This window comes from Micromonospora sp. NPDC093277 (assembly GCF_044765245.1).
Taxonomy (GTDB): domain Bacteria; phylum Actinomycetota; class Actinomycetes; order Mycobacteriales; family Micromonosporaceae; genus Micromonospora.
Genome location: NZ_JBIWJO010000018.1, coordinates 14,916 through 39,767 on the forward strand (window position 1 = coordinate 14,916; position 24,852 = coordinate 39,767).

21 protein-coding genes are annotated in these 24,852 nt (G+C 72.9%); 18 read left to right on the forward strand and 3 right to left on the reverse strand.

What is annotated here, in order from left to right; all coding sequences use genetic code 11:
• Positions 1-3: 3 nt before the first annotated feature.
• The 3 genes from ACIRG9_RS28740 to ACIRG9_RS28750 are packed head-to-tail and all read right to left on the reverse strand — an operon-like array spanning position 4 to position 3,850.
• A complete protein-coding gene (locus ACIRG9_RS28740) occupies positions 4-972 on the reverse strand; it encodes a TAXI family TRAP transporter solute-binding subunit (protein ID WP_402862618.1) in 969 nt (322 codons plus the stop codon).
• Positions 969-1,361, reverse strand: a complete 393-nt coding sequence (locus tag ACIRG9_RS28745; RefSeq protein WP_402862621.1) for a roadblock/LC7 domain-containing protein — start codon at positions 1,359-1,361, stop codon at positions 969-971. Before ACIRG9_RS28745 ends, ACIRG9_RS28740 begins: the two co-directional genes overlap by 4 nt.
• Positions 1,358-3,850, reverse strand: coding sequence for a nitrate- and nitrite sensing domain-containing protein (locus ACIRG9_RS28750; protein ID WP_402862624.1), 2,493 nt, complete (start codon positions 3,848-3,850; stop codon positions 1,358-1,360). The genes ACIRG9_RS28745 and ACIRG9_RS28750 overlap by 4 nt, the downstream gene beginning before the upstream one ends.
• Before the next feature lie 496 nt (positions 3,851-4,346).
• Here ACIRG9_RS28750 and ACIRG9_RS28755 point away from each other — a divergent pair, with 496 nt between their 5' ends.
• The 18 genes from ACIRG9_RS28755 to ACIRG9_RS28840 all read left to right on the forward strand — a co-directional run bounded on the left by ACIRG9_RS28755 (position 4,347) and on the right by ACIRG9_RS28840 (position 24,768).
• Positions 4,347-5,279, forward strand: a complete 933-nt coding sequence (locus ACIRG9_RS28755; protein ID WP_402862627.1) for an ABC transporter ATP-binding protein — start codon at positions 4,347-4,349, stop codon at positions 5,277-5,279.
• Between the two features lie 231 nt (positions 5,280-5,510).
• Complete coding sequence (locus ACIRG9_RS28760; RefSeq protein WP_402862630.1) at positions 5,511-6,314, forward strand: DUF6528 family protein; 804 nt, start codon at positions 5,511-5,513, stop codon at positions 6,312-6,314.
• A 661-nt stretch (positions 6,315-6,975) separates the two neighbouring features.
• On the forward strand, positions 6,976-7,770 hold the full coding sequence (locus ACIRG9_RS28765) for an ABC transporter permease (protein WP_402862813.1): 795 nt from the start codon (positions 6,976-6,978) through the stop codon (positions 7,768-7,770).
• Between the two features lie 11 nt (positions 7,771-7,781).
• Positions 7,782-8,591, forward strand: a complete 810-nt coding sequence (locus ACIRG9_RS28770) for an ABC transporter permease (RefSeq protein WP_402862633.1) — start codon at positions 7,782-7,784, stop codon at positions 8,589-8,591.
• 59 nt (positions 8,592-8,650) lie between these two features.
• Positions 8,651-9,658 (forward strand): YihY/virulence factor BrkB family protein, encoded by a 1,008-nt coding sequence (locus tag ACIRG9_RS28775; RefSeq protein WP_402862636.1) that lies wholly within the window; start codon positions 8,651-8,653, stop codon positions 9,656-9,658.
• Positions 9,659-9,933: 275 nt separating this feature from the next.
• Positions 9,934-11,112, forward strand: coding sequence for an ROK family transcriptional regulator (locus ACIRG9_RS28780; RefSeq protein WP_402862639.1), 1,179 nt, complete (start codon positions 9,934-9,936; stop codon positions 11,110-11,112).
• Positions 11,109-12,671 (forward strand): sugar ABC transporter ATP-binding protein, encoded by a 1,563-nt coding sequence (locus ACIRG9_RS28785; RefSeq protein ID WP_402862641.1) that lies wholly within the window; start codon positions 11,109-11,111, stop codon positions 12,669-12,671. Before ACIRG9_RS28780 ends, ACIRG9_RS28785 begins: the two co-directional genes overlap by 4 nt.
• Before the next feature lie 147 nt (positions 12,672-12,818).
• Positions 12,819-13,904, forward strand: coding sequence for an ABC transporter permease (locus ACIRG9_RS28790; protein WP_402862644.1), 1,086 nt, complete (start codon positions 12,819-12,821; stop codon positions 13,902-13,904).
• Between the two features lie 90 nt (positions 13,905-13,994).
• Positions 13,995-15,047: a substrate-binding domain-containing protein gene (locus ACIRG9_RS28795; protein WP_402862647.1), complete on the forward strand. Its 1,053-nt coding sequence runs from the start codon at positions 13,995-13,997 to the stop codon at positions 15,045-15,047.
• A 55-nt stretch (positions 15,048-15,102) separates the two neighbouring features.
• A complete protein-coding gene (locus ACIRG9_RS28800) occupies positions 15,103-16,275 on the forward strand; it encodes a Gfo/Idh/MocA family protein (RefSeq protein ID WP_402862816.1) in 1,173 nt (390 codons plus the stop codon).
• Positions 16,276-16,507: 232 nt separating this feature from the next.
• The gene (locus ACIRG9_RS28805; RefSeq protein WP_402862650.1) at positions 16,508-17,656 is read left to right on the forward strand and encodes an inositol-3-phosphate synthase; all 1,149 of its coding nucleotides are present in this window, start codon (positions 16,508-16,510) and stop codon (positions 17,654-17,656) included.
• Positions 17,653-18,558 (forward strand): SCO3242 family prenyltransferase, encoded by a 906-nt coding sequence (locus ACIRG9_RS28810; protein WP_402862653.1) that lies wholly within the window; start codon positions 17,653-17,655, stop codon positions 18,556-18,558. Before ACIRG9_RS28805 ends, ACIRG9_RS28810 begins: the two co-directional genes overlap by 4 nt.
• The gene (locus ACIRG9_RS28815) at positions 18,555-19,553 is read left to right on the forward strand and encodes a sugar phosphate isomerase/epimerase family protein (RefSeq protein ID WP_402862656.1); all 999 of its coding nucleotides are present in this window, start codon (positions 18,555-18,557) and stop codon (positions 19,551-19,553) included. Before ACIRG9_RS28810 ends, ACIRG9_RS28815 begins: the two co-directional genes overlap by 4 nt.
• Before the next feature lie 24 nt (positions 19,554-19,577).
• Positions 19,578-20,198 carry an EboA domain-containing protein gene (locus ACIRG9_RS28820; RefSeq protein WP_402862659.1) on the forward strand — a complete coding sequence of 207 codons (621 nt, stop codon included), beginning with the start codon at positions 19,578-19,580 and terminating at the stop codon, positions 20,196-20,198.
• Positions 20,198-21,049, forward strand: a complete 852-nt coding sequence (locus ACIRG9_RS28825) for a TatD family hydrolase (RefSeq protein WP_402862662.1) — start codon at positions 20,198-20,200, stop codon at positions 21,047-21,049. Before ACIRG9_RS28820 ends, ACIRG9_RS28825 begins: the two co-directional genes overlap by 1 nt.
• Positions 21,049-22,236, forward strand: coding sequence for a metabolite traffic protein EboE (gene eboE / locus ACIRG9_RS28830; RefSeq protein ID WP_402862665.1), 1,188 nt, complete (start codon positions 21,049-21,051; stop codon positions 22,234-22,236). Before ACIRG9_RS28825 ends, eboE begins: the two co-directional genes overlap by 1 nt.
• A 76-nt stretch (positions 22,237-22,312) precedes the next feature.
• Positions 22,313-23,707: an alkaline phosphatase family protein gene (locus ACIRG9_RS28835; RefSeq protein WP_402862669.1), complete on the forward strand. Its 1,395-nt coding sequence runs from the start codon at positions 22,313-22,315 to the stop codon at positions 23,705-23,707.
• On the forward strand, positions 23,704-24,768 hold the full coding sequence (locus ACIRG9_RS28840; RefSeq protein ID WP_402862672.1) for a polyprenyl synthetase family protein: 1,065 nt from the start codon (positions 23,704-23,706) through the stop codon (positions 24,766-24,768). The genes ACIRG9_RS28835 and ACIRG9_RS28840 overlap by 4 nt, the downstream gene beginning before the upstream one ends.
• The last annotated feature ends 84 nt before the right edge of the window (positions 24,769-24,852 follow it).

Genomic DNA, 24,852 nt, shown 5'->3' on the forward strand with positions numbered 1-24,852 from the left:
ACGTCAGCCGTTCCGGTAATACCGTGCCGCACCCGGGTGCAGCGGGATCGGGTCCGTGCCGGCCGCGCTCTCGCGGGTGAAGTTGGCCGCCTCGGGGTGCACCGGGACCAACTCGCTCTGGTGCGCGAACAGCACCCGGGTCAGGTCGTACGCGAGTTGGTCGGGCATGTCCGCCCGGACCAGGATCACGTTCGCCACCGTGATGGTCGGGGTGGGCACGGCGCTGCCGTAAACCTCCATGGGCAGCGTTGCGGTGGTGTAGACCGAGCCGTACTGGGCGGTGAGCGGTTCGATCAGATCGTCGAGGGGAAGCAGCCGGAACGCCCCCGGTGCGCTGGTGAGCAGGTCCTTGATGCCCGGGGTGGGCAGGCCGCCGGAGAAGAACATCGCGTCGAGGCTGCCCGCCCGCATCTCCTGCACCGTCTCCGGCAGTGACAGGTTGAGCCGCTGGATGTCCCGGTCCGGGTTGATCCCGGCGGCGGTGAGCAGCCGCCCCGCGATGATGTCCGTGCCGGACTTCGGCGACCCGGTGGAGATCCGCCTGCCACGCAGGTCGGCGAAGGTGTTGATCTTCCGGTCGGCCCGGACGATCAGGTGCGTGTAGTTGCGGTAGATCCGGGCCAGCGCGCGGACCTGCTGCGGCCGCCCGTCGAACGCGCCGCGCCCGGTGACCGCGTCCGCCGCGGTGTCGGCCAGGCTGAACGCGATCTCCATGTCGCCGCTGCCCAACCGATTGACGTTCTCCACCGAGGCGCCGGTCGGCTCGGCCCGCGCCTCGTAGCCGGGCAGGTGTTGGCTGATCAGGTCGGCGTAACCGCCGCCGAGCTGGTAGTAGACGCCGGTGGTGTTGCCGGTGGCCAGGAAGATGCGCCCGCCGTGCCACGGCTGCGGCCCGGCGTCCGCCTTGCCGCAGCCCGCCACCAGGACGGCCAGCAGCAGCGTGGCCACCAGTCGCAGCGGGCGCCCGGTCACGCCCGGACCGCCGGCTCCAGGGCCTCGGCCACCCGCTGGACCAGCGTCGCCGTCTCGAAGCCGATCTGGCCCAGGTCGCAGCCGGGCGCGGCGAGCACGCCGACCATGGCCCGCTCGCCGACGGCCATGATGAGCATCACCCCGCCGTCCATGTCGACGATCTGCTGGCGTACCCGGCCCGCGGCCATCAGCCGGGCGGCGCCCACGGTCAGGCTCGACAGCCCGCTGATCACGGCGGAGAGCTGGTCCACCTGGTCCGGCGAGAGGTCCGGGGAGGAAGCCAGCCGCAGCCCGTCCTCGGACACCGCGAGGGCGTGCGACACGTCCGGCACCCGCTGGGCGAAGTTGGCCAGCAGCCAGTCGAGTCCGTCGGTCACGGGTGGGGTCATTGGGTTCTCCCGGTGGGTGTGGATTGCGGATTGCGGCGCATCGCGCTGGCCACGCCCTCGGCGAGGGCGGACAGGCGGGCCCGGACCACCTCGGGGTCGAGCAGGTCCTGTGCGGGTCGGGGCGGTGGGGCGGTGATGGTCGGGGTGACGGGGAGGTGGCCGCCCCGGGTCCGGCGGGGCAGCCCGGTGCCGGTGGTCGGCCGGGTACCGGAGGCTCGGATCCGGGTGGCGCCGGGCGGCAGCAGGGAGATGCCGGGCGGGCGTACGGCGGCCACGCCCCGGAAGACGCCGGCCGCCGGGGACGCCCCGGCCACCGGCCCGGCCGGAGCGTGGAGCAGGACGGCCGACCCGGCCCCGCCCTCGGCTCCCGCGCCGGCGACCGCCTGGTCCGACGGCGTGCCGGCGACTGCCCGGTACGGCGACCTGCCGGCGACCGCCTGGTCCGGCGGCGCGTCGGTGACCGGCTGTTCGGGTGTGCCGGCGGCGCGCGACTGGAACCAGGGCGTGTCGCCGCCGGCCAGGGCACGACGCTCGGCGGCGGGGGGCCGAGTGGCCGCCTCGACCCGGGTCAGCGCGGTCTCGGGCACCTCCACCTGGGCGACCGTGCCGGTGGTGGTGCGGTGCAGCTGGACCCGGATCCCGTGCCGGGCGGCCAGGTGGGCCACCACATGCAGGCCCATGCTGCCGGCGGCGGCGCTGAAGAGCGTGGCCGGCGCGGCGAGCCGCTCGTTGATGGCGGCCAGCCGGGTCTCGCTGATCCCGATGCCCTGGTCGTGCACCCGCAGCGTGACCCCGTCGACGGTACGCCGCCCGTCCACCAGCACCGACGTGTGCGGCGGCGAGTTCACGGCGGCGTTCTCCAGCAGCTCGGCCAGGAGGTGCACCACGTTGCCGGCCGCCGCGCCGTGCACCGCCGCGGTCGGCACGTCGACCTGCACCCGGGAATAGTCCTCGATCTCGGCGGCCGCCGACCGGACCACGTCGTCGAGGAGCAGGACGGCCTCCTGCCCCCGGCCCGGCTCGCCGCCAGCGAGGACCAGCAGGTTCTCCCCGTTGCGGCGCAGGCGGGCGGCGAGGTGGTCCAGCGCGAAGAACCTGGCCAGCGCCTCCGGGTCGGTCTCCTCGTGTTCGAACTCGTCGAGCAGGCGTAGCTGGCGGGTGATCAGCGTGCGGATCCGCCGGGCCAGTGCCTCGGCCATCCGGGTCACGTCCAACCGCAGCTCGGCCTGCTCGCCGGCGAGCCGCAGCGCGGCCCGGTTCACCGTGTCGAACGCCTCGGCCACCTGGGCCACCTCGTCGCGGCCGCGCCGGACGCCCTCGGTCAGCCGGCTCGCCGCGCCGTCGCCCGGGCAGGGCCTGCCCGCGGCGATCGCTGTCATCCGTTCCGGCAGCTCCCGGTTCGCCATGGTGAGTGCGGCGACCCGCAGCCGGCGTAGCCGGCGGCTGGTCCGCACCGCCAGCAGCACGGCGGTGATCAGCGAGGCGAGCGCGACGGTGCTGGTTGCCCCACCGGTGAGCAGGGCCCGCTGCCCGGCGGTGTGGGCCAGCGCGGCGGCGTCCCGGTCGAGGTCCTCGGAGAGTTCCCGGCCGAGCAGGTTGTAGCGGCGGATGGCGCCGCTCTGCGCCACGTACCAGGCGTCTGCGTCGGTCTTCAGCGCCTCCGGCCCACCGTCGGTCTCCAGCACGTCGTTCCGCATCCGGCGGGAGGTCGCGATGTCGGTGCCGTCGATCAGGCGGTACCAGGCGGTGGTCGCCGGGCCGGTGGCGATCCGGAGGAACTCGGCCTGGCGCTGTTCCCCCGCGCCGCGTAGCTGGCCGAGCCGGGCCAGCTCACCGGGGGCCAGGGCAGCCCGGACGAAGACCCCGCGCAGCAGGTCGCGTTCCAGGGACGCCAGGTGCTCCTGGGCCGCCACGGCGGCCACCTCCCGTGCCCCGTTGGCCAGGTCGGTGTCGTGCAACTGGGCCGGCAGCGCGTCGGCGACCGCGAGCAGCGACTCGACCAACGTCCCGTACGCCGGGTCGCCGCTGTTGCCGCTCACCGCCAACCGGCGGGTCGGATCGAGCTGGCCGAGTTGGCCGTCCGCGTCGTTGAGCACCGGGGTCAGGTCCGGTGCCGCCCGGCGGGCCGCGTCGCTGGCCGACCGGTAACGCTCGACCGCGGCGTCCACCCGCCGCCGCTGGGCGTCGACCAGCGGCCGGCCGGCCGAGCCGCCTCGCTGCCGCAGGGCCGCCGTCTCGCCGAGTTCGCGTTCCAGCTCGTGCACCAGCCGTACCGTCGCGGTGGCGGTCCCGGCGAGCACCCGGGCCCGGTCGGCGTCGGTCGAGGCGGCGAGCGCGGCGTTGGTCTGGGTGGCGCCGAGCACCACCAGACCGACCGTCGCCACCAGGATCGGCGCCAGCAGCTGGGTGCGCACCGACCGGAGCTGGCCGGTGCGGTCTGCGGACCGGTGCCTGCGTACGCGTACGCGGGCGGGGGCGGGGAGCGGCACGGGGTCTCCCGGTCGAGTCGGGTGCCGGGCCCGGACGGTTGGTCCGGCCGGCCTTGTCGGCTCAGCTCGCGCCGAGTTCCTCGGGTGCCTCGTCCGCGTCCCGGTGTTGCGGCAACGGGACGGTGCGGCTCGGGGGACAGCCGTCGAAGGGGCGAACGGGCAACACGAGCAGGCACGATACGCGAATCGCGTATCGGGGGGAACATTGCCGACGGTGATTGCATTGAGTGACGGAGTCGAGGTGACGGTCACTCACAAGCGGTGCCTATTAGGAATCTCCTTCGCAAATGTCGGATCCTGCGACCAGGCTGCGATTCCAATGGTCGGGAGCGGTCAAGGGTCATCTGTCCAGAATGGTAGGCAAAAGTCGTGGCGGCGTACGTGGTCGTCGATCTTTCGGCCGTGACTCGCCGTAGTTGACGCCGCATCGGCTGTCCGGGTGGGTGCGCGGCGTTAACCGGTCGAGGTTGTCGGACCGGGCGGTTAGGTTCGGCTGGTGACCACTGCTCGATCACTCATCCAGGCGCGGGGGCTGGTGAAGCGGTTCGGCGACTTCACCGCCGTCGACGGCATCGACGTCGACGTGCGTCCCGGCGAGGCGTTCGGCTTCCTCGGGCCGAATGGCGCCGGCAAGTCGTCCACCATGCGGATGATCGGCTGCGTCTCCCCGCCCTCCGGCGGCGAACTGCGCATCCTCGACCTGGACCCGGTGCGCGACGGGCCGGCGATCCGGGCCCGGCTGGGCGTCTGCCCGCAGCTCGACAGCCTCGACCCGGAGCTCACCGTCCGGGAGAACCTCACCAGCTACGCCCGCTACTTCGGCATCCCGCGCCGGGTGGCCCGCGAGCGGGCCGCCGAGCTGCTCGACTTCGTCCAGCTCGCCGAGCGGGCCGAGAGCAAGGTGGAGCCCCTCTCCGGCGGCATGAAGCGCAGGTTGACCATCGCCCGCGCGCTGGTCAACAACCCGGCGATCGTCCTGCTCGACGAGCCCACCACCGGGCTCGATCCGCAGGCCCGCCACCTGGTGTGGGAGCGGCTGTTCCGGCTCAAGCAGCAGGGCGTGACCCTGGTGCTCACCACGCACTACATGGACGAGGCGGAACAGCTCTGCGACCGGCTGGTGGTGATGGACGGCGGTCGGATCGTGGCCGAGGGCTCGCCCCGTGCCCTGATCGAGCAACACTCCACCCGTGAGGTGGTGGAGCTGCGCTTCGCCACCGAGTCGCAGGAGATGTTCGCCGGCAAGCTGAGCGGGCTGGGGGAGCGGGTGGAGGTGCTGCCCGACCGGATCCTGCTCTACGTGGCCGACGGCGACGCGGCGGTGGCCGAGGTGACCGCTCGCGGCCTCGTCCCGGCCAGTGTCCTGGTCCGGCGCAGCAGCCTGGAGGACGTCTTCCTCCACCTCACCGGCCGGACCCTGGTGGACTGACCTCCTGCTGTCCTCGAGGGACATGGTTGCCCGACAGATGGGTCGTAAATTGGGCAGAGCCGTTCCGGGCAGGAGCCTCCGAAGCTACGGTTCCGGGTCATGAGAAATGCGGGGAATTGGCTCAGGCGGCTACGGATGGTGGGCCTCGTGGCGCTGTCGTGCGCAGTCGGGGCCGGCGGTGCGGTCGTCGTGTCAGCGCCGGCTCAGGCGGCGGCCGGGCAGGCTGCCATCGTGGACCAGCGAAGCGGCGTGAAGATATTCAACCTCGGCTCCAGCAGCTGGAAGGGCAGCCCAGCCTGGTCCTGGAGCCCGGCACGGACTTCCGCCTGGTCGAACCTGTCGGACGTTAAGTTCCGGACGTACGGCGGCCGCAAGGTCGTCCTGGTCACCGCGTCCGGCGGCCGGGCCGGGATCATCGACTACTCGAAGAAGAAGGTGACGTGGTCGGCGAGCCCCGGCGGCAACCCGCACGCGATTGAACTGCTGCCCAACGGCGCGGTCGTGGTCGCCTCCTCCTCCGGCAAACTCACGGCGTACGGCAAGGGGAAGACCAGCGGCCGCACCTACTCGTTCCCGAGCGCGCACGCCGTGCTCTGGGAGCCGGGCACGGCTCGACTGTGGGTGCTCGGTGGCACCAAGTTGTGCAGCTTCAAGGTCGGCGGCACGGCCACCAGCCCCACCCTGACCGGCAAGGCCTGCCGGACCACGCCCTCCGGCGGCCACGACCTCTCGCCGGTCTACGGCGCGTCGGCGCAGCTGTGGCTCAGCACGACCAGTCACGTCTACACCTACAACATCAACCGCGGGACGCTGAGCCGGGCCAGCGGTTCCATCGACAACGCGCACATCAAGAGCGTCGGTAACCATTCGGGTGGCCTGGTCGTCACCACCAAGGTGACGGGCAAGAACTCGGACGGCACCTGGGGCAACGGCAACGTGTGGCTCTACAAGCTGAACGGCTCGTACGTCGGCAGTCGCAACCGTCCCGGTGCGGCCATCTACAAGGCCCGTCCGGTGGTGTGGAGCTACCGGTAACCGAGCCGCGCTATGTGCCGGGGACCCGGGTGGGCGGTGTTGGCGTTCGGCCCGGGATGCCTGGCGGGCGTTCGTCGTGCGGGCTACCGCCCGGCCGGCGGGAAGGCAATGTCCTTAGTTTGGATATGTCTCTGAGGCATGTTTATGTCTGAGAGACATATCCAGGTGAACTGATTGGCCGAGTAGCCGCGACACGCGGACTGCCGAGCGCGTGACACGCCGCGACCGGGGAGCCCCGCATGACACCTCTGTCAGACCCGTCCACCTTGCTCGCCGAGCGGTATCGCCTCGAAGAGGCAACTCTGGAGCGACTGAAACGATTGCCCGGCCGACGCTTCGCGCGCGTCCGCTACCGGCTCGGCCGAGCACGCTTGAAGGTCGTCTTCACCTGGCTCGGAACCGCGTCGATCTGGTTCGCGGCAGGTGCGAAAGCTGACCGTCGGTAGCCTGCCCACGTGGCTGAGACCTGGGACGAAGAGCAGTCGGCGAGCTGCGGTTTGATGCCGGCACCCGCGCTGGAGCTTGATCGTATGCAGGCCGATGCGCCCTGCGTTCCCGGGCAGCGGGACAAATCCCGCGACAGCCTCCGCGGCCCGTCGTAGGGTGGCCGACGGCCTGTCGCACCCCAGGGGTAGGAAGGCCTGGAGCGGGGGTGGTCGAGGTGAGTGTGGCCGAGTGGGCCGGGCCGGGCGTGGCGCGGGTGCCGGCGCTGACTGTCTTTGAACACCACCTGGTCGGCTACCGGCGCACCTGGCGGGCGGGCGTCTTCTCGTCGTTCCTGCTGCCGGTGCTCACCGTGCTCGGCTTCGGCATCGGCGTCGGGGCGTACGTGGACCGGGGCGTGGGTGGGGTGCCCTACCTGGACTGGCTGGTGCCCGGCCTGATCGCCTCCACCGCCCTCCAGGTCGCCATGGCGGAGTCGACCTGGCCGGTGCACAGCAACTTCCGCTGGATCCGGACCTACCACGCCCAGGTCGCGGCGCCGCTGCGGATCGGGGACATCCTCGCCGGGCACCTCGCCTTCGTGCTGTTCCGGGTGGTCACCAGTGCCGCCGCGTTTCTGCTGGTCACGGCGCTGTTCGGGGCGCTGCACTCGCCATGGGCGGTGGCCGTGGTGCCGGTGGTCCTGCTCCTCGGGCTGGCGGTGGCCGCGCCGACGTTCGCGTTCAGCGCGGTGGTGCCGAGCGACAGCTACCTGGCCCTGCTGTTCCGGTTCGCGGTGATCCCGATGACCCTCTTCGCCGGGGTGTTCTTCCCCGTCGAGTCGCTGCCGGAGGGGCTGCGCTGGCTGGCGTACGCGACTCCGCTGTGGCACGGCGTGGATCTGTGCCGGGCCGCCACCCTCGGCGTCGCCCCGCAGTGGTCGGTCGCCGGTCACCTGCTCTACCTCGCCGCCTGGGCTGCCGCCGGCTGGCTGCTGGCCCGGGGCGCGTTCCGCCGTTCGCTGGTCGTCTAGGGGAGGGTGTCGTGGTCGGTCTCGTCCTGCCCCGGCTGGTCAGCTTCGAGGGAGCGTCCCGCCGGTCCGCCTCGGTCGCCGAGCGTAACCTCACCGCGCTGCGGAGTGCGTACTGGCTGGTGCTGCTCTCCGGCTTCCTGGAGCCGGTGCTCTACCTCTTCTCGATCGGCGTCGGGGTGGGTGCGCTGGTCGGGGACCTGACCCTGCCCGGCGGGCAGGTGGTGTCGTACGCGGCGTTCGTGGCCCCGGCGATGCTGGCCTCGTCGGCGATGAACGGCGCGCTCGCCGAGACCACCTTCAACTTCTTCGGGAAGATGAAGTTCATGAAGCTGTACGACGGGGTCATCGCGACTCCGGTGCAGCCGTTCGAGATCGCCCTCGGCGAGTTGGGCTGGGCGATGATCCGGGGCAGCCTCTACTCCGCCGCGTTTCTGCTGATCATGGTGGTGCTGGACCTGACCACGGCGGTCCGGGCGGTCGCCGCCTTCCCGGCCGCGATGCTGGTCGGCATCGTGTTCGGCGCGCTCGGCATGGTCGTCGCCACGCTCATCCGCAGCTGGCAGGATTTCGACCTGATGGGATCGGCCCAGTTCACCCTTTTCCTCTTCTCCGGCACGTTCGTGCCGGCCGAGGCGTATCCGGTCGTACTGCGCTGGGTGGTCGAGTTGACCCCGCTCTACCGGTCCGTGCACCTGATCCGGGCGATCTGCCTCGGTTCCGCCGGCTGGTCGTGGCTGCTGGACCTGGCGTACCTGGTGTTGCTGGCCGCCGTCATGCTCACGCTGGCGTCCCGGCGGATGGGCAGGTTGCTCTACAAGTAGGTGGTTAGCCGGCTCCTCCACGGGCATGTCGGGAACCACGCCGACGACAGGGAGGGGCGATGGCCGGCGACGAGTCTTCCGCCCGAGACGGGCGCGAGCGGAGCCGGCCGGTCGCGCCGGGCGAGCGGCCGGCGAGCCCGAGGGCGCTGCCGCGCCGCGACTGGGTGGCGACGTTGAAGCGTACGGTCCGGGAGTTCGAGCGGGACGACCTGACCGACGAGGCCGCGGCGCTGACCTACTACGCCGTACTGTCGATCTTCCCTGGCGTCCTGTTGCTCGTCTCGGTGCTCGGCCTGCTCGGCGCCGGGGCCGTCCAGCGGGTCAGGACCACCGTCGACCAGGCGGTGCCGGAGCAGAACACCCAGCAGATCATCGACACCGCGATCGACGAGGCGCACCGCTCCAGCGGCCTGGTCAGCCTCGCCGCGATCCTCAGTCTGGTCGGCGCCTTCTGGGCAGCCTCCAGATACATCTCGGCGTTCATGCGTGCCGCCAACCGGATCTATGACGTGCCGGAGGGGCGGCCGATCTGGAAGACGCTGCCGATTCGCCTCGGCCTCACCGCCGTGATCGGCGCGATGCTGCTGGCCGGCGCCGTGATCGTGGTCTTCACCGGCGCCCTGGCCGAGCAGACGGGCCGCGCGCTCGGGCTCGGCTCGACCGGCGTGACGGTGTGGAACGTCGTCAAGTGGCCGGTGCTGCTGGTGCTGGTCAGCCTGATTCTCGCGATCCTCTACTGGGCCGCGCCGAACGCCCGGCACGGCGGCTTCCGCTGGGTCAGCCCGGGTGGGCTGCTGGCGGTGGTGATCTGGCTGGTCGGATCGGTGCTCTTCGCGGTCTACGTCGGCAACTTCGGCTCGTACAACAAGACGTACGGGGCGCTGGCCGGCGTGATCATCTTCCTGGTCTGGCTCTGGCTGACCAACATGGCCGTCCTGTTCGGCGCGGAGTTCAACGCCGAGTTGGAGCGCGGCCGCGCCATCGCTGCCGGGCACCCGCCCGAGACGGAGCCGTATGTGGCGCTGCGCGATGACCGCAAGCTCCGGAAGAAGCGCGACGACGGCTGAGCTGAGCTTGGCCCGGCCGGTAGGTGCGGCGCGGGACGCGGCAGGTTGTGGCCTCCTGGAGGCTGGATGCACCCACTTGCCGCATCTGGAGTGGATCACCTAAGCGGCAAGATCGCTTTCAGCGGGCCGTCGCCGGTCTTTTGTTCGGATTGACAAAAGTTTTGATCAGACCGCTTGAAGCTATGGACACGTGACCCGGAAGGCTCCTACTGTGTCGGACACGACACATTGCTGTCGTGTCGATGCGAACGACTCCGATGCGGAGGTGAGTCCCGGTGCGGACGGTGGACCCCCTGCACGTACAGCTCCTACGACTGCTCCGGGACGAGGGGGCGGTGTCCCGGGCCGAACTCGGCGACCGATTGCAGATGCCCCGTCCGCGCCTCCTCGCCGAACTGGAGCGGCTGGTCGGCCTCGGCTACGTGGCCGAGGCGGGGCTGGCCGCCTCCCGGGGTGGTCGCCGCTCCACGCTGGTCGAGCTGAGCCCGCACCTGCGCTTCGCCGCCGTCGACCTGGGTGCCAGCTCGATCGACGTCGAGGTGGTCAACGGCCGGCTCGAACCGGTGGCCGCGTACGCCGAGTCCGCCGACATCCGTACCGGACCGAAGGTGACCCTCCAGCGGGTCAACGAGCTGCTGCAGAAGGCCAAGGTGGACGGGGCGTACGAGCGGCTGGACGCGGTCGGCGTCGGTGTGCCCGGGCCGGTGAGTTTCCGGGACGGGGTGCCCGTCTCGCCGCCGATCATGCCGGGCTGGGACCGCTTTCCGGTGCGTGAGCTGCTGACCCGGGAACACGGCTGCCCGGCCGTGGTCGACAACGACGTCAACATCATGGCGATCGGCGAGCGGCACGGCGGCGTCGCGCACTCGGTGGACAACTTCCTGCTCATCAAGATCGGCACCGGCATCGGCTGCGGCATCTACCTCAACGGCGAGGTCTACCGGGGCACCGACGGGTGTGCCGGCGACATCGGCCACATCCAGGTCGACCCGAACGGTCCGATGTGCTCGTGCGGCAACCTGGGCTGCCTGGAGGCCGTCTTCAGCGGCGCGGCGCTGGCCCGGGAGGCCACCACGGCGGCCCGGGCGATGGTCTCGCCGGCACTCGCCGAGCGACTGGCCGCCCGAGGGGCGGTGACCGCGCTGGACGTGGCGCAGGGGGCGGCCGAGGGGGACGTCACCTGCATCCAGCTCATTCGCGACGGTGGCCGGCGGGTCGGCAGCGTGTTGGCCGGGCTGGTGAGCTTCACCAACCCGTCGATGATCGTGATCGGCGGCGGGCTCGCCCAGCTCGGCCACATCCTGCTCGCCGAGATCCGCAGCGTGGTCTACCGCCGCTCACTGCCGCTGGCCACCGGCAACCTGCCGGTCGTCCTCTCCGAGCTCGGTCCCCGCGCCGGGGTGGCCGGGGCGGCGGTGCTCGCCAGCGACCTCGCCTTCGGGGAGGCGTCATGACGTCCGGGCCGCTGGTGGAAGCCCCCGCCGACGCCGTCGCGGGCGAGGTGGTCCTGCGCCTCACCGATGTGGTCAAGACCTTCCCCGGGGTACGCGCGCTCGACGGTGTGCAGTTGGAGGTCCGCGCCGGTGAGGTGCACTGCCTGCTCGGGCAGAACGGCGCCGGCAAGTCGACGCTGATCAAGGTGCTCGCCGGGGTGCACCGGCCGGACTCCGGCGAGGTCGAGTGGCGCGGCGAGCCGGCGAGCTTCGCCAGCCCGCAGAGCGCGATGCGGGCCGGGATCGCCACCATCTACCAGGAACTCGATCTGGTCGAGGACCTGTCGGTGGCGGAGAACGCCTTCCTCGGCCACGAGCCGCGCCGGCTCGGCTTCGTCCGCCGCGGCCAGATGGCCCGGCGTACCCGCCAGATCCTGGCCCGGCTCGGCCACCCGGAGATCCCGCCCGGTCGGCTGGTCCGGCAGCTGCCCGCCGCCGGCAAGCAGATCGTCAGCATGGCCCGCGCGCTCTCCCACGAGGCCCGACTGATCATCATGGACGAGCCGAGCGCCGTGCTCGCCCACGACGAGGTGGGCAACCTGTTCCGGATCATCCGGGAACTCACCGCGCAGGGCATCGCGGTCATCTACATCTCGCACCGGCTGGAGGAGATCCGCGAGATCGGCGACCGGGTCACCGTACTCAAGGACGGGCGGACCACCGCGGCGAACCTGCCGGCCCGCGACACCCCGACCCGCGACCTGGTCGCCCGGATGACCGGGCGGACCATCGAGTACGTCTTCCCGGAGCGCCCGTCCGGCGAGACCGCCGGCGCGGAACTGCTGCGGGTCGACGGGCTGACCCGGACCGGCGAGTTCGCGGACGTGTCGTTGACCGTGCGGGCCGGCGAGATCGTCGGGATCGCCGGGCTGGTCGGCTCCGGCCGCTCAGAGCTGCTGGAGACGATCTACGGGGCCCGGCGCGGGCACGCCGGATCGGTGCGGGTGGGCGGTCGCGCGCTGCGGCCGGGCAGTGTCGGCGCGGCGGTACGGGCCGGCCTGGGCATGGCCCCGGAGGAGCGCAAGAGCCAGGCGCTGCTGCTCGGCGAGCCGATCTATCGCAATGTCACCCTGGCGACCTTCGGCCGGTACGCCCGCCTCGGCTTCACCGATGCCGGGCGGGAACGGGCCGAGGCGGACCGGATCGCCGAGTCCCTGGAGCTGCGGCCCCGCGACGTACGCCGGCCGGTGCGCACCCTCTCCGGCGGCAACCAGCAGAAGGTGGTGGTCGGCCGCTGGCTGCTCGGGGACACCCGGCTGCTGCTGCTCGACGAGCCGACCCGGGGCGTGGACGTGGGCGCGCGGGCCGAGCTGTACCAGGTCATCCGCGCCCTCGCCGCGCGCGGCGTCGGGGTGCTGCTGGTCTCCAGCGAGGTGCCCGAGGTGCTCGGCCTGGCCGACCGGGTGCTGGTGATGCGGGAGGGCCGGGTGGTCCGCGAGGCGCCGGCCGCCGAAATCGACGAGAACACCGTGCTCGACCTCGTCATGGCGGGGTCCCTCATGGAAGGTCCGGCGGCATGAGCGAGCGGAGCGAGCGAATCGGCCAGTTCAGTGCGTCGGTGCCTCATGGCGTCGCCGACTGCAGGGAGGTGACGGCATGAGCGAATGTCAGCGAGCGGATCATCAGAGCAGCGCCCGTGCCGGTGCCGAGCGAAGTGAGGTGGCGGCATGAGCGAGGCGACAACCAGTGCGGCGCCGGCCCAGTCGCCGCCGGTCGAGCCGGCGGGGTCCACGAAGTCCGACGCGCCGCGCCTCTCCTGGTGGCGCGGTGACGGGGGCGAGGGTGCCCGGCGCAATCTCGGCCTGCTGGCCACCCTGCTGGTGCTGGTGGTCATCGGCATCCTCACCCGGCCAGACCTCTACGGCGACGCGAGCTGGGTGTGGGGCAACACCCTCACCATCCTCAAGTTGGCCTCGGTGGTCGGCGTGGTCACCGTCGGGATGACCTTCGTGATCATCGGCGGCGGCATCGACCTGTCGGTCGGCGCGATCGTCGCGGTCGCCGGGGTCTGGTCCACCACGGTCGCCACCCAGAGCTACGGCGCCGGCGGGATGATCTTCACTGCGCTCACCGTCGGGTTGGGCGTCGGCCTGGTCAACGGGCTGCTCATCTCGTACGGGCGGCTGGTGCCGTTCATCGCCACCCTCGCGATGATGGTCGCCGCCCGAGGGCTGGCCGCCGAGATCTCCGGCAAGCAGACCCAGGTCTCCAACAACACCTTCATCAACGGCATCGCCAGCACGAAGGTGCTCGGCATCCCGCTGCTGGTCTACATCCTCGCCGCGGTGGTGGTGGCCGGCTGGGTGCTGCTGAACCGCACCACCTTCGGCCGCCGTACGGTGGCCGTCGGCGGCAACCCGGAGGCGGCCCGGCTCGCCGGCATCAACGTCCGCCGGCACACCCTGCTGCTCTACGCGCTCTCCGGCCTCTGCTGCGGCATCGCCGCGGTCATGCTCACCTCGCAGGCCACCTCCGCCCAGGCGGCGATGGCCAACCTCTACGAGCTGGACGCCATCGCCGCCGCGATCATCGGCGGCACGCTGCTCAGCGGCGGGCGGGGCACCATCGTGGGCTCCCTGCTCGGCGTGATCATCTTCTCCACCATCACCAACCTCTTCGCCATCAACGGCCTCTCCACCGAGGCGCAGAACATGGTCAAGGGCGGCATCATCGTCGCCGCCGTCCTGGTCCAGCAGGTCCAGTTCGGCAGCGTCACCCAGTTCCTCCGGCGTAACCGGGCCACCACCACCTGATCCCACGCGACACCGGCGGCCACCTCGACAGCGACGGTGGCCGGGCTCAGCACACCCTCTTCCACCCACCACCACATCCAGGAGGCCGTCATGACAACGCAGGGACGCGACCTGTCGCGCCGCCGGCTGCTCTTCGGTGGAGCCGCGCTCTCCGCCGGCGTCGTGCTCGCCGGCTGCACCAGCAACGAGACCGCGCCCACCGCCGCCCAGACCAAGGGCGCCGAGACCGGCGGCAACAGCGAGCCCGGCAAGAAGGTGACCATCGGCTTCTCCGCGCCGGCCGCCGACCATGGCTGGATCGCCGCGATCACCAACAACGCCAAGGCCCAGGCCGGGGCGTACGCCGACGTGGAGTTCAAGAGCGTGGAGGCCGGCGCGGACGCGGCCGCCCAGCGGGCCGCGCTGTCCACGCTGATCTCGCAGAAGCCGGACGTCATCGTCCTGCTGCCGCACGACGGCAAGGAGCTCAACGCGTTCGGCCTGGAGGCGATGAAGGCCGGCATCCCGGTGGTCAACCTTGACCGGGCGTTCCCCGACGCGCGGGCCTACCGGCTGCAGATCAAGGGCGACAACTACGGCATGGGGGTGGCCGCCGCCACCTACATCGCCGAGCAGCTCAAGGCCAAGGGCGCCAGCAACCCGGTCATCGGCGAGATCCCCGGCATCGACTCGCTGGAGCTGACCCAGGAACGCTCCAAGGGCTTCGCCGACACCCTGGCGTCGTACGGCCTGAAGGTGGCCAACCGCCGCCCGGCCGAGTTCACCGCCGACTCCGGGCAGCAGGCCGCCACCGGCCTCTTCCAGGCCCTGCCGAAGATCGATGCGGTCTGGAACCACGACGACGACCAGGGCATCGGTGTCCTCGCCGCCGTCAACCAGGCCAACCGCAAGGAGTTCTTCATGGTCGGTGGCGCCGGATCGAAGAAGGCCATGGAGGACATCAAGGCCGACAACACCGTCCTGAAGGCCACCGTCACCTACAGCCCGTCGATGGCCTCCTCGGCCATCTCGCTGGCCCGCCTGATCGGCCAGAGCCGGGGCATGTCCGACCTGGTGGAGCTCCAGGTTCCGAAGGAGATTGTGCTCGCCTCCGAGACGATCACCAAGGAGAACGCGAGCGACTACCTGAAGCTCGGGTTCTGACACACACGGGGGGAGACCCACCTTGTCCAATCACGACAGCGTCCTGCGGGTCGGCATGGTCGGCTACGCGTTCATGGGCGCCGCGCACTCTCAGGCGTGGCGCACCGTGAATCGGGTGTACGACCTGCCGGCGCGGGTGCGGATGGCGCTCATCTGCGGCCGGGACGAGCCGAAGGTGGCCGCCGCCGCCGACCGGCTCGGCTGGGACGGGCACACCACAGACTGGCGGCGACTCGTCGAGTCCGACGAGATCGACGTGGTCGATATCTGCACACCGGGAGACAGCCACTGTGAGATCGCGGTCGCCGCACTGGCCGCCGGCAAGCACGTGTTGTGCGAGAAGCCGCTGGCCAACACCGTCGAGGAGGCCCGGCTGATGGCGACCGCCGCCGCCCGGGCCCGCGCCGACGGGACACGCGCCATGTGCGGGTTCAACTACCGCCGGGTGCCCGCGGTGACCATGATGCGGCAGTTCGTCGCCGACGGGCGGCTCGGCGAGATCCGCCACGTGCGCGCGGTCTATCTCCAGGACTGGATCATCGACCCGCAGTTCCCGCTGGTCTGGCGGTTGCAGAAGGACAAGGCGGGCTCCGGTGCGCTCGGCGACATCGGCGCGCACATCATCGATCTCACCCAGTACGTCACCGGGCAGCGGATCACCGGGGTCAGCGCGCTGACCGAGACCTTCGTCAAGGAACGGCCGTTGCCGGCCGAGTCGAGCGGCCTGGCCGCACAGGCCGACGGCAACGGCCGGAAGACGGGCCCGGTCACCGTCGACGACGCGGCGGTCTTCGTGGCCCGGCTCGACGGCGGGGCGCTGGCCACGTACGAGGCGAGCCGGTTCGCCACCGGCCGCAAGAACGCCCTCCGGGTGGAGATCAACGGCTCGCTCGGCACCCTGGTCTTCGACCTGGAACGTCTCAACGAGCTGGAGTTCTACGACGCGGCACGGCCCACCGCCGAGCAGGGTTTCACCCGGATCCTGGTGACCGAGGGGGAGCACCCGTACATGTCGGCCTGGTGGCCGCCCGGCCACATCATCGGCTACGAGCATTCCTTCACCCACCAGATGCGCGACTTCGTCGAGGCGGTCGCCACCGGCACCGACCCGGCGCCGTCGTTCACCGACGCGTTGCAGGTCCAGCTCGTGCTCGACGCGGTGACCCGCTCGGCCGAGCTGGCCGCCTGGACGGAGGTGGAGCCCGTGCTGGCCGAACTGGCCGCCTGACCCTGACCGTGGCGCGGCGCCCGCCGGGCGCCGGCCTGACAAGGCTTCCCGGAATTCGATCGGCGAGGATCCGCCACGGTTGCGCCCCGTGGCATAGATGAGGTCGAATCCGTGGAGTGTGCCGTCCGAGCCTTCCGGGTGGCACGACCAGCACGGCTGTCCGGTGCGGCCGGACCGGGATTCCCCGGCCGCACCGGACAGCCGACCCGACAACGAACGGGGAGGGGGCACGATGCGTACGGGTGTCTGGCTGGTGGGAGCGCGTGGCTCGGTCGCGACCACCAGCATCGTCGGGGCGCTGGCCCTGCGGGCCGGGCTCGCCGGGCCGACCGGCTGCGTCACCGAACTGCCTGACCTGCGCGGGCCCGCCCTGCCGGCCTTCGCCGATCTCATCCTCGGTGGCCACGACGTGGTGACCACCCCGCTCACCAAACGGGCCGAGGCGCTCGCCGCCGCCGGGGTGCTGCCGGGGCCGCTGGTGGACGCCCTGGCCGGCGAACTTGTCGACGTCGAGGCGGCGCTGCGGGTCGCCCCGACCGGCGGCACCCAGGCCGAGCGCGCCGCCGCCGTGGCCCACGACCTGACCGACTTCCGCAGCCGGCACGCGCTGGACCGGGTGGTGGTGGTCAACGTCTCGGCCACCGAACCGGCTGCCGCCGCGCATCCGGCCCACCACGAACTCGCCCTGCTGCGGGACGCGCTGGCCGGCCCCGGCGAAGTGCTGCCGACCAGCTCGCTGTACGCGTACGCGGCGTTCACCGCGGGCTGCCCGTACGTGGACTTCACGCCGTCGACCGGGGCCCGGCTGCCGGCCCTGGCGGAGCTGGCCCAGGAGCGGGGCCTGCCGTACGCCGGGCACGACGGCAAGACCGGGGAGACCCTGGTCAAGTCGGTGCTCGCGCCGATGTTCGCGATGCGGAACCTGGCGGTGCGCTCCTGGTCCGGGGTGAACCTGCTCGGTGGCGGGGACGGCGCCACGCTCGCCGAGCCGGCCGCCAACGCCGCCAAGGTGAGCAGCAAGCAGCGGGTGCTCGGCGAGACCCTCGGCTACCTGCCGCAGGGCGGCACCCGGATCGAGTACGTGGCGGAGCTCGGCGACTTCAAGACCGCCTGGGACCTGGTCACCTTCGCCGGTTTCCTCGGCACCGGGATGCGGTTGGAGTTCACCTGGCACGGCTGCGACTCCGCGCTGGCCGCCCCGCTCGTGCTCGACCTGGCCCGGCTGACCGCCGCCGCGCACGCCGCCGGCCGCCGCGGCCCCCTCGCCGAACTGGCCTTCTTCTTCAAGGACCCGCTCGACGCGCCCACCCACGCGCTGGCCGAGCAGTGGGCGCTGCTGCGGGACTTCGTCACCGGGCTGCACGCCGGAGCCGGGCGATGAGCCGGCTGGCCGACCTCGCCGAGCTGGTCCGGGCGCCCGCCGCGCTCTCCGTACCGGGAGACGTGCTGGCCGGCGCGGCGGCGGCCGGCGCGCTGGACCGGCGTACGCCCGCGCTGGCCGGGGCGTCGGTGCTGCTCTACTGGGCCGGCATGGCCGCCAACGACTGGGCCGACCGCCGGCTCGACGCCGTCGAACGGCCCGAGCGGCCGATCCCGTCCGGCCGGATCCACCCGGTCGCCGCGTTCGGCGCCGCCGCCGGGCTGACCGCCGCCGGGCTCGCCGTCGCCGGCGCCGCCGGGGGCCGCCGGGCCACCGCCGTCGCGGTCCCGCTCGCCGCCGCGATCTGGGGATACGACCTGCTCGCCAAGAACACCGCCGCCGGCCCCGCCGTGATGGCCGCCTGCCGGGGCCTGGACGTGCTGCTCGGCGCGAGCCCCGGCGCCGGCCGGCGCGGGACGCGCGATGCCGGCCGCGGTGCCGTCCGGGGCCCCTCGGCCGGGCGTGGGCTGGTGCGGGCGTTGCCGGCGGCGCTGACCGTGGCCGCGCACACCTGGACCGTCACCGCCCTGTCCCGGCGCGAGGTCTCCGGAGCCGACCGGCGGCTGCCCCGGGCCACCCTCGCCGGCACCGCCCTGGTCGCCGCCAGCGCGCTGAGCCGTACCGACCCGGTGCCCGCCGCGCTTGCCGCCGGCTACGCCACCCGCTACGGGTCGGCGCAGGCCCGGGTGCTCGGCGACCCGTCGCCGGCCCGGGTACGCGCCGCCGTCGGGGCGGGCATCACCGGTCTGCCCGCCCTGCAGGGCGCGCTCACCGCCCGGGCCGGTGCCCGGATACTCGGTCTCGCCGTCGCGGCCGCCGCCCCGCTCGGCCGCCGCCTGGCCCGACTCATCTCGCCGACATGACCGGCCGGCCGGCGCCCAGCCCCCCACCCCCGTCCGTACCGCACGGCAGCCCGCGGACGGCGGCGGACGCCGGGGCCGCGCCGGCCGGCCCGCTGGACCCGGCCGGACTCCGCTTCGGGTACGGGACCAACGGCTTCGCCAACCACCGCCTCGACGACGCGCTCGGCGTGCTCGCCGACCTCGGCTACCAGGGGGTGGCGCTCACCCTGGACCACGACCACCTGGACCCGTTCGGGCCGGGGCTGGCCCGCCGGGTGGCCGCGGTGCACCGCCGGCTCGACGCGCTCGGCCTCGCCGTGGTGGTCGAGACCGGCGCCCGCTACCTGCTCGACCCGTGGCACAAGCACGCCCCGACGCTGCTGCACGACGAGCCGGCGCCGCGGATCGAGTTCCTCCGCCGGGCCGTGCGGATCGGCGCGGACCTGGGCGCGGAGGCGGTCTCCTGCTGGGCCGGCGTACGCCCGCCGGGGGTGCCCGAGGCCGTCGCCTGGGACCGGCTCGTCGCCGGCTGCGCCACCGTCTGCGCCGAGGCCGCGGCGGCCGGCGTGCCGCTCGGGTTCGAACCCGAGCCGGGCATGCTGGTCGAGGACATCGCCGGCTGGCACCGGCTGCGGGACGCGCTCGGCGGGCCGCCCGTGTTCGGCATCACCCTCGACATCGGACACTGTCGCTGCCTGGAGCCCCGGCCGGTGCCCGAATGCGTGACGGCGGTCGCCGAGCACCTGGTCAACGTGCAGATCGACGACATGCGCCAGGGCGTGCACGAGCACCTGGAGTTCGGCACCGGCGAGATCGACTTCCCGCCGGTGCTGCGCGCCCTCGCCGACGCCGGCTACCGCGGCCTGGTGGCCGTGGAACTGCCCCGGCACTCGCACGCCGCGCCCGCCGTCGCCACCCACTCGCTCGACTTCCTGCGCACCGCCGTCCGGGCGGCCACCACGCCGGCCCGGGCACCGCTGCCGCCACCCCCACGGCGACCCGAAGGCGGTGGCTGAGCAACGTCCACGAGAGGGGACCGCATGACACCCGACCGACTGCGCGCCGCGCTGCGGGGCGCACCCGATCCGCAGTGGCTGGACGCGGCCCTGCGCCGCGTGGCGACCGAGCCCGCGGCGATCCCACGCCTCTTCGCCACCGCCGCCCGGCGGTGCGGTCGGGAGCCGCTGGCCGATCCGTCCGGCTGGACGGTCGACGAGGCCGCCCGGGCGCTGCTGCTCACCGCGCTGCCCGCCGACCACGCGGTGGCGGCCGACTCCCTCTACCGGCAGGGCGACGCCGCCGAGAAGCGAGCCGTGCTGCGCGCCCTGCCGCTGCTGCCGATCGGGGCGGCCTGCGTCCCGCTGCTGCACGACGCGATCCGCACCAACGACACCCGGCTGATCGCCGCCGCGCTCGGCCCGTACGCCCGGCACCTGGAACAGCCGGCCTGGCGGCAGGCCGTGCTCAAGTGCGTCTTCACCGGCGTACCGCTGGCGGTCGTCGACGACCTGCCCGGCCGGGCCGACGGCGAGCTGGGCGGGATGCTCGCCGCGCTCGCCGCCGAACGGCACGCGGCCGGCCGGACCATGCCCGCCGACGCCACCGACCTGCTGCGCCGGCTCGGCGCCGGCTCCCACCCGACCACCGCCCGGGAGGCGTGATGCGCATCTTCGACCCGCACATCCACATGACCTCACGCACCACCGACGACTACGAGCGAATGGCCGCCGCGGGGATCCGGGCGGTGGTCGAGCCGGCGTTCTGGCTCGGCCAGCCGCGCACCAGCGTCGCCTCGTTCGTCGACTACTTCGACTCCCTGATCGGCTGGGAGCCGTTCCGGGCCGGGCAGTTCGGCGTCCGGCACCACGCCACCGTCGCGCTGAACCCGAAGGAGGCCAACGACCCGCGCTGCCGCCCGGTGCTCGACCTGCTTCCGCGCTATCTCGACAAGGACGGTGTGGTGGCGGTCGGCGAGATCGGCTACGACTCGATGACCCCGGCCGAGGACGCCGCCCTCGCCGGGCAGCTCGCCCTGGCCGTCGGGCACGACCTGCCCGCGCTGGTGCACACGCCGCACCGGGACAAGGCGCGCGGCGTCGAACGTACCCTCGCGGTGGTCGCCGAGTCCGGCATCGAGCCGGGACGCGTGCTGGTCGACCACCTCAACGAGATCACCGTAGGGCTGGTCCGGGACACCGGTTGCTGGCTGGGCTTCTCCATCTATCCCGAGACCAAGATGTCACCGCCGCGGATGGTCGAGCTGTTGAAGACGTACGGGACGGAGCGGATGCTGGTCAACTCGGCCGCCGACTGGGGGCACTCCGACCCGCTCCTCACCCGGGCCACCGGCGAGGCGATGCTGCTCGCCGGATTCGACGAGGACGACGTGGACCGCGTGCTGTGGCGCAACCCGGTGGAGTTCTACGGACAGTCCGGACGGCTGGACCTGACCGACCTGGACGCGCCGGAGCCGACCTTCGCCGGCAACTCCATCCTGCGTGGGGGTGAGTGATGCGCCTGCGGCACGCCGACGGCAGCATCGTCCACCTCGGCTACTGCACCAACGTGCATCCGGCCGAGGACCTGGCCGGGATCCTCGCCCAGCTCGACACGTACGCGGTGCCGGTCCGGCGGGCGCTCGACGCGGACCTGCTGGGGCTGGGACTGTGGCTGGCCGCCCCGGTGGCCGCCGCACTCGCCGCCGACCCGGCCGCCCGCCGCCGGCTCCGGCACGAGCTGGCCGTACGCGGGCTGGAGGTGGTCACGCTCAACGGCTTCCCGTACGCGGCCTTCCAGGCGCCGGTGGTCAAGGGCGCGGTGTACCACCCGGACTGGACCACCCCGGAGCGGCTCGGGTACACCCTGGACCTGGCCCGGGTGCTGGCCGACCTGCTGCCCGAGGACGCGGCCCGGGGCTCGATCTCCACCCTGCCGCTGGCCTGGCGTACGCCGTGGGACGCCGACCGGGCCGACGTCGCCCGGCGCCGCCTCGACGAGCTGGCCGCCGGGCTGGCCGAGGTGGAGCGGACGACCGGCCGGACCGTCCGGGTCGGCTTCGAGCCGGAACCCGGCTGTCTGGTGGAGTCCACCGGGCAGGCCAGTAAGATATTTTTAGGCGTGGATATGGACCGGATCGGGATCTGCCTCGACCTGGCCCACCTCGCGTGCGCCTGGGAAGAGCCGGTCGCGGCGCTGGGGCGGCTACGGTCCGCCGGGCTGCCGGTGGTCAAGGTGCAGGTCTCCGCGGCCGTCGAGGCGGGCGATCCGGACGGCTCGGCCGAGGCGCTGCGCCGCTGGGTCGAGCCGCGTTTCCTACACCAGACGCGGGCTGGCGGCTGCGCCGACGCCACCGACCCGGCCGACCCGGCGTACGCCGCCGACGACCTGGACGCCGCCCTCGACGCGCGCCTGCCGGGGCCGTGGCGGGTGCACTACCACGTGCCGCTGCACGCGCCACCCGAGCCGCCGTTGCGGTCCACCGTGCCGGTCCTGCGGGCCGCCCTCGCCGCGCTGTACGCCGGTCCGGCCGCCGGCTGCGACCACCTCGACGTCGAGACGTACACCTGGGGGGTGTTGCCGGCGGCACGGCGGCCGCGCACCGACGCGGAGCTGGCCGGCGGGATCGCCGCCGAGCTGGCCTTCGCCCGCGACGAGCTGCTCGGCCTCGGCCTGACCACCCTCGCGGGGGTGAGTCGATGAGCGAGTGTCCGCGAGCGAATCATTGGCGCAGTGCCGTGGTGTCTCGTGACGGCGCCGAGCGAAGCGAGGTGCCGGCATGAGCAAGCGGTTGGTGGTGCTGGACGTGGTGGGGTTGACCCCTCGCCTGCTGGCGCACATGCCCCGGCTGCGCGCGGTCGCCGAGGCCGGCTTCTCCGCCGAGCTGGGCACGGTACTGCCGGCGGTCACCTGCTCGGTGCAGTCCACGTTCCTCACCGGCCAGCCGCCCGCCGGCCACGGGATCGTCGGCAACGGCTGGTACTTCCGGGACCTCGGCGAGGTGCTGCTCTGGCGGCAGCACAACGCCCTGGTCGGCGGGGAGAAGCTGTGGCAGGCGGCCCGCCGGGTGGAGCCCGGCTACCGGGTCGCCAACGTCTGCTGGTGGTACGCGATGGGCGCCGACGTGAACTGGACGGTCACCCCGCGCCCGGTCTACCACGCCGACGGGCGCAAGGAGCCGGACTGCTGGACCGACCCGCCCGAGCTGCACGACGTGCTCACCGAGGCGCTCGGCACCTTCCCGCTGTTCACCTACTGGGGGCCGGGGGCCGGCCTGCCGTCGTCCCGGTGGATCTGCCGGGCGGCCGAGCGGATCCTCGCCGACCACGCGCCGGACCTGACCCTGGTCTACGTCCCGCACCTCGACTACGACCTGCAACGCTTCGGCCCGTCCTCGCCGCGGGCCGCCGCCGCGGCGGCGGAGCTGGACGCCGTGCTCGCCCCGCTGCTCGACGCCGCCGGGGAGCGGGACGCCACCGTTGTCGTGCTCTCCGAGTACGGCATCACCGACGTCTCCCGCCCGGTGGACGTCAACCGGCTGCTGCGCGCGGAGGGGCTGCTCCGGGTCTATACGCAGGCCGGGATGGAGTACCTGGATCCGTGGACGTCGCGGGCCTTCGCGGTCGCCGACCACCAGGTCGCGCACGTGTACGTGAAGGATCCGGCCGACGTGCCGGCGGTGGCCAAACTCTGCGCCGGGCTGCCCGGGGTGGCCGAGGTGCTGGACGCCGCCGGGCAGGCCGGCTACGGGCTGGAGCACGAACGCTCCGGCGAACTGGTGCTGGTGGCCGAGCCGGATGCCTGGTTCACCTACTACTACTGGCTCGACGACGCCCGCGCGCCCGACTTCGCCCGCCTGGTGGAAATTCATCGGAAGCCGGGTTACGACCCGGCCGAGTTGTTCTTCGACCCGGTGTCGCCGGGTGGCGCGAAGCGGCGGGCGGCGGTGGCGCTGGCCCGCAAGAAGCTCGGCCTGCGCTACCTGATGAGCGTGGTGGGGCTGGACGCCGGGGCGCGGGCGGTCCGCGGCTCGCACGGCCGGCTGCCCGCCGATCCGGCCGACGGGCCGGTCCTGCTCTGCTCCGACCCGTCGGCGGCCCGGGACCGGGTCGCCGCCACCGACGTGAAGGCCCTGCTGCTCCAGCTCGCCGGACTGGCCCGGGAGGGACCATGACCGTAACCGTCGCTCCGATCGACCCGGCCCTGCTGCGGGACCGCTTCGATGCCGCGCTCGCCGCCTTCCTGCGGAACCGGCCGGGTCGTTCGGACGACGGTATGCGGGTGGTTCACCCCGTGCTGCACCGGTTCGTCCTCGCCGATGGCAAGCGGCTGCGGCCGCTCTTCTGTTACTGGGGCTGGCGGGGGTTCGGTGGCCCCGACGGCGGCCCGATCGTGGTCGCCGCGGCGGCGCTGGAGCTGTTCCACGCCTTCACCCTGATCCACGACGACATCATCGACGGCAGCGACCGCCGGCGCGGCCAGCCGTCGATGCACCGCATCTTCGCCGATCTGCACGCCCGCTCCGCCTGGCGCGGCGACCCGGACGCGTACGGCCGGGACGCCGCCCTGCTCTGCGGCGACCTCTGCGCTGCCTGGTCGGCGGAGATGTTCCACGGTTGCGGGCTGGAGCCGGCCCGGATCCGGCGCGGTCTGGCCGTCTTCGCCCGGATGCGGGCCGAGGTGATCGCGGGGGAGTACCTGGACGTGGTCGCCGCCGCAGGCGACGGCTCGCTGGCGAGCGCGCTCACGGTGGTCCGGATGAAGACCGCCCGCTACACGGTGACCCGACCGGTGCAGATCGGCGCCGCCCTGGCCGGGGCCGACCCCGACACGGTGGCGGCGCTGGCCGATTTCGGCGACCCGCTCGGGGACGCCTTCCAACTCCGCGACGACCTGCTCGGCGTCTTCGGCGACCCGGCGGTGACCGGCAAGTCCAACCTGGACGACCTGCGCGAGGGCAAGCCGACGGTGCTGCTGGCACTGACCCGGGAGGCGGCCGTCCCGACCCAGGCGGCGCGGCTGCGTACGCTGGTCGGCGACCCCCGGCTGGACCAGGGCGGCGCGGCCGAGGTGCGGGCGATCATCGAGGCCACCGGCGCGCGGGAACGGGTCGAACGGATGATCCGGGCCGGCGTCGACCAGGCCCGCGCCGCGCTGGACCGGATCTCGGTGGCCGAGGCCGCCCGGTCGGCGCTGGCCGACCTCACCACCCGCGCGGCACACCGGCACCGCTGAAGCGCAAGGAAGGGCACCTTCTTGACGCCTGGCGTGGTGAAAGGGCCCCTTCTTGACACCGACAGCGCGGGTGGAGGCGGGGTG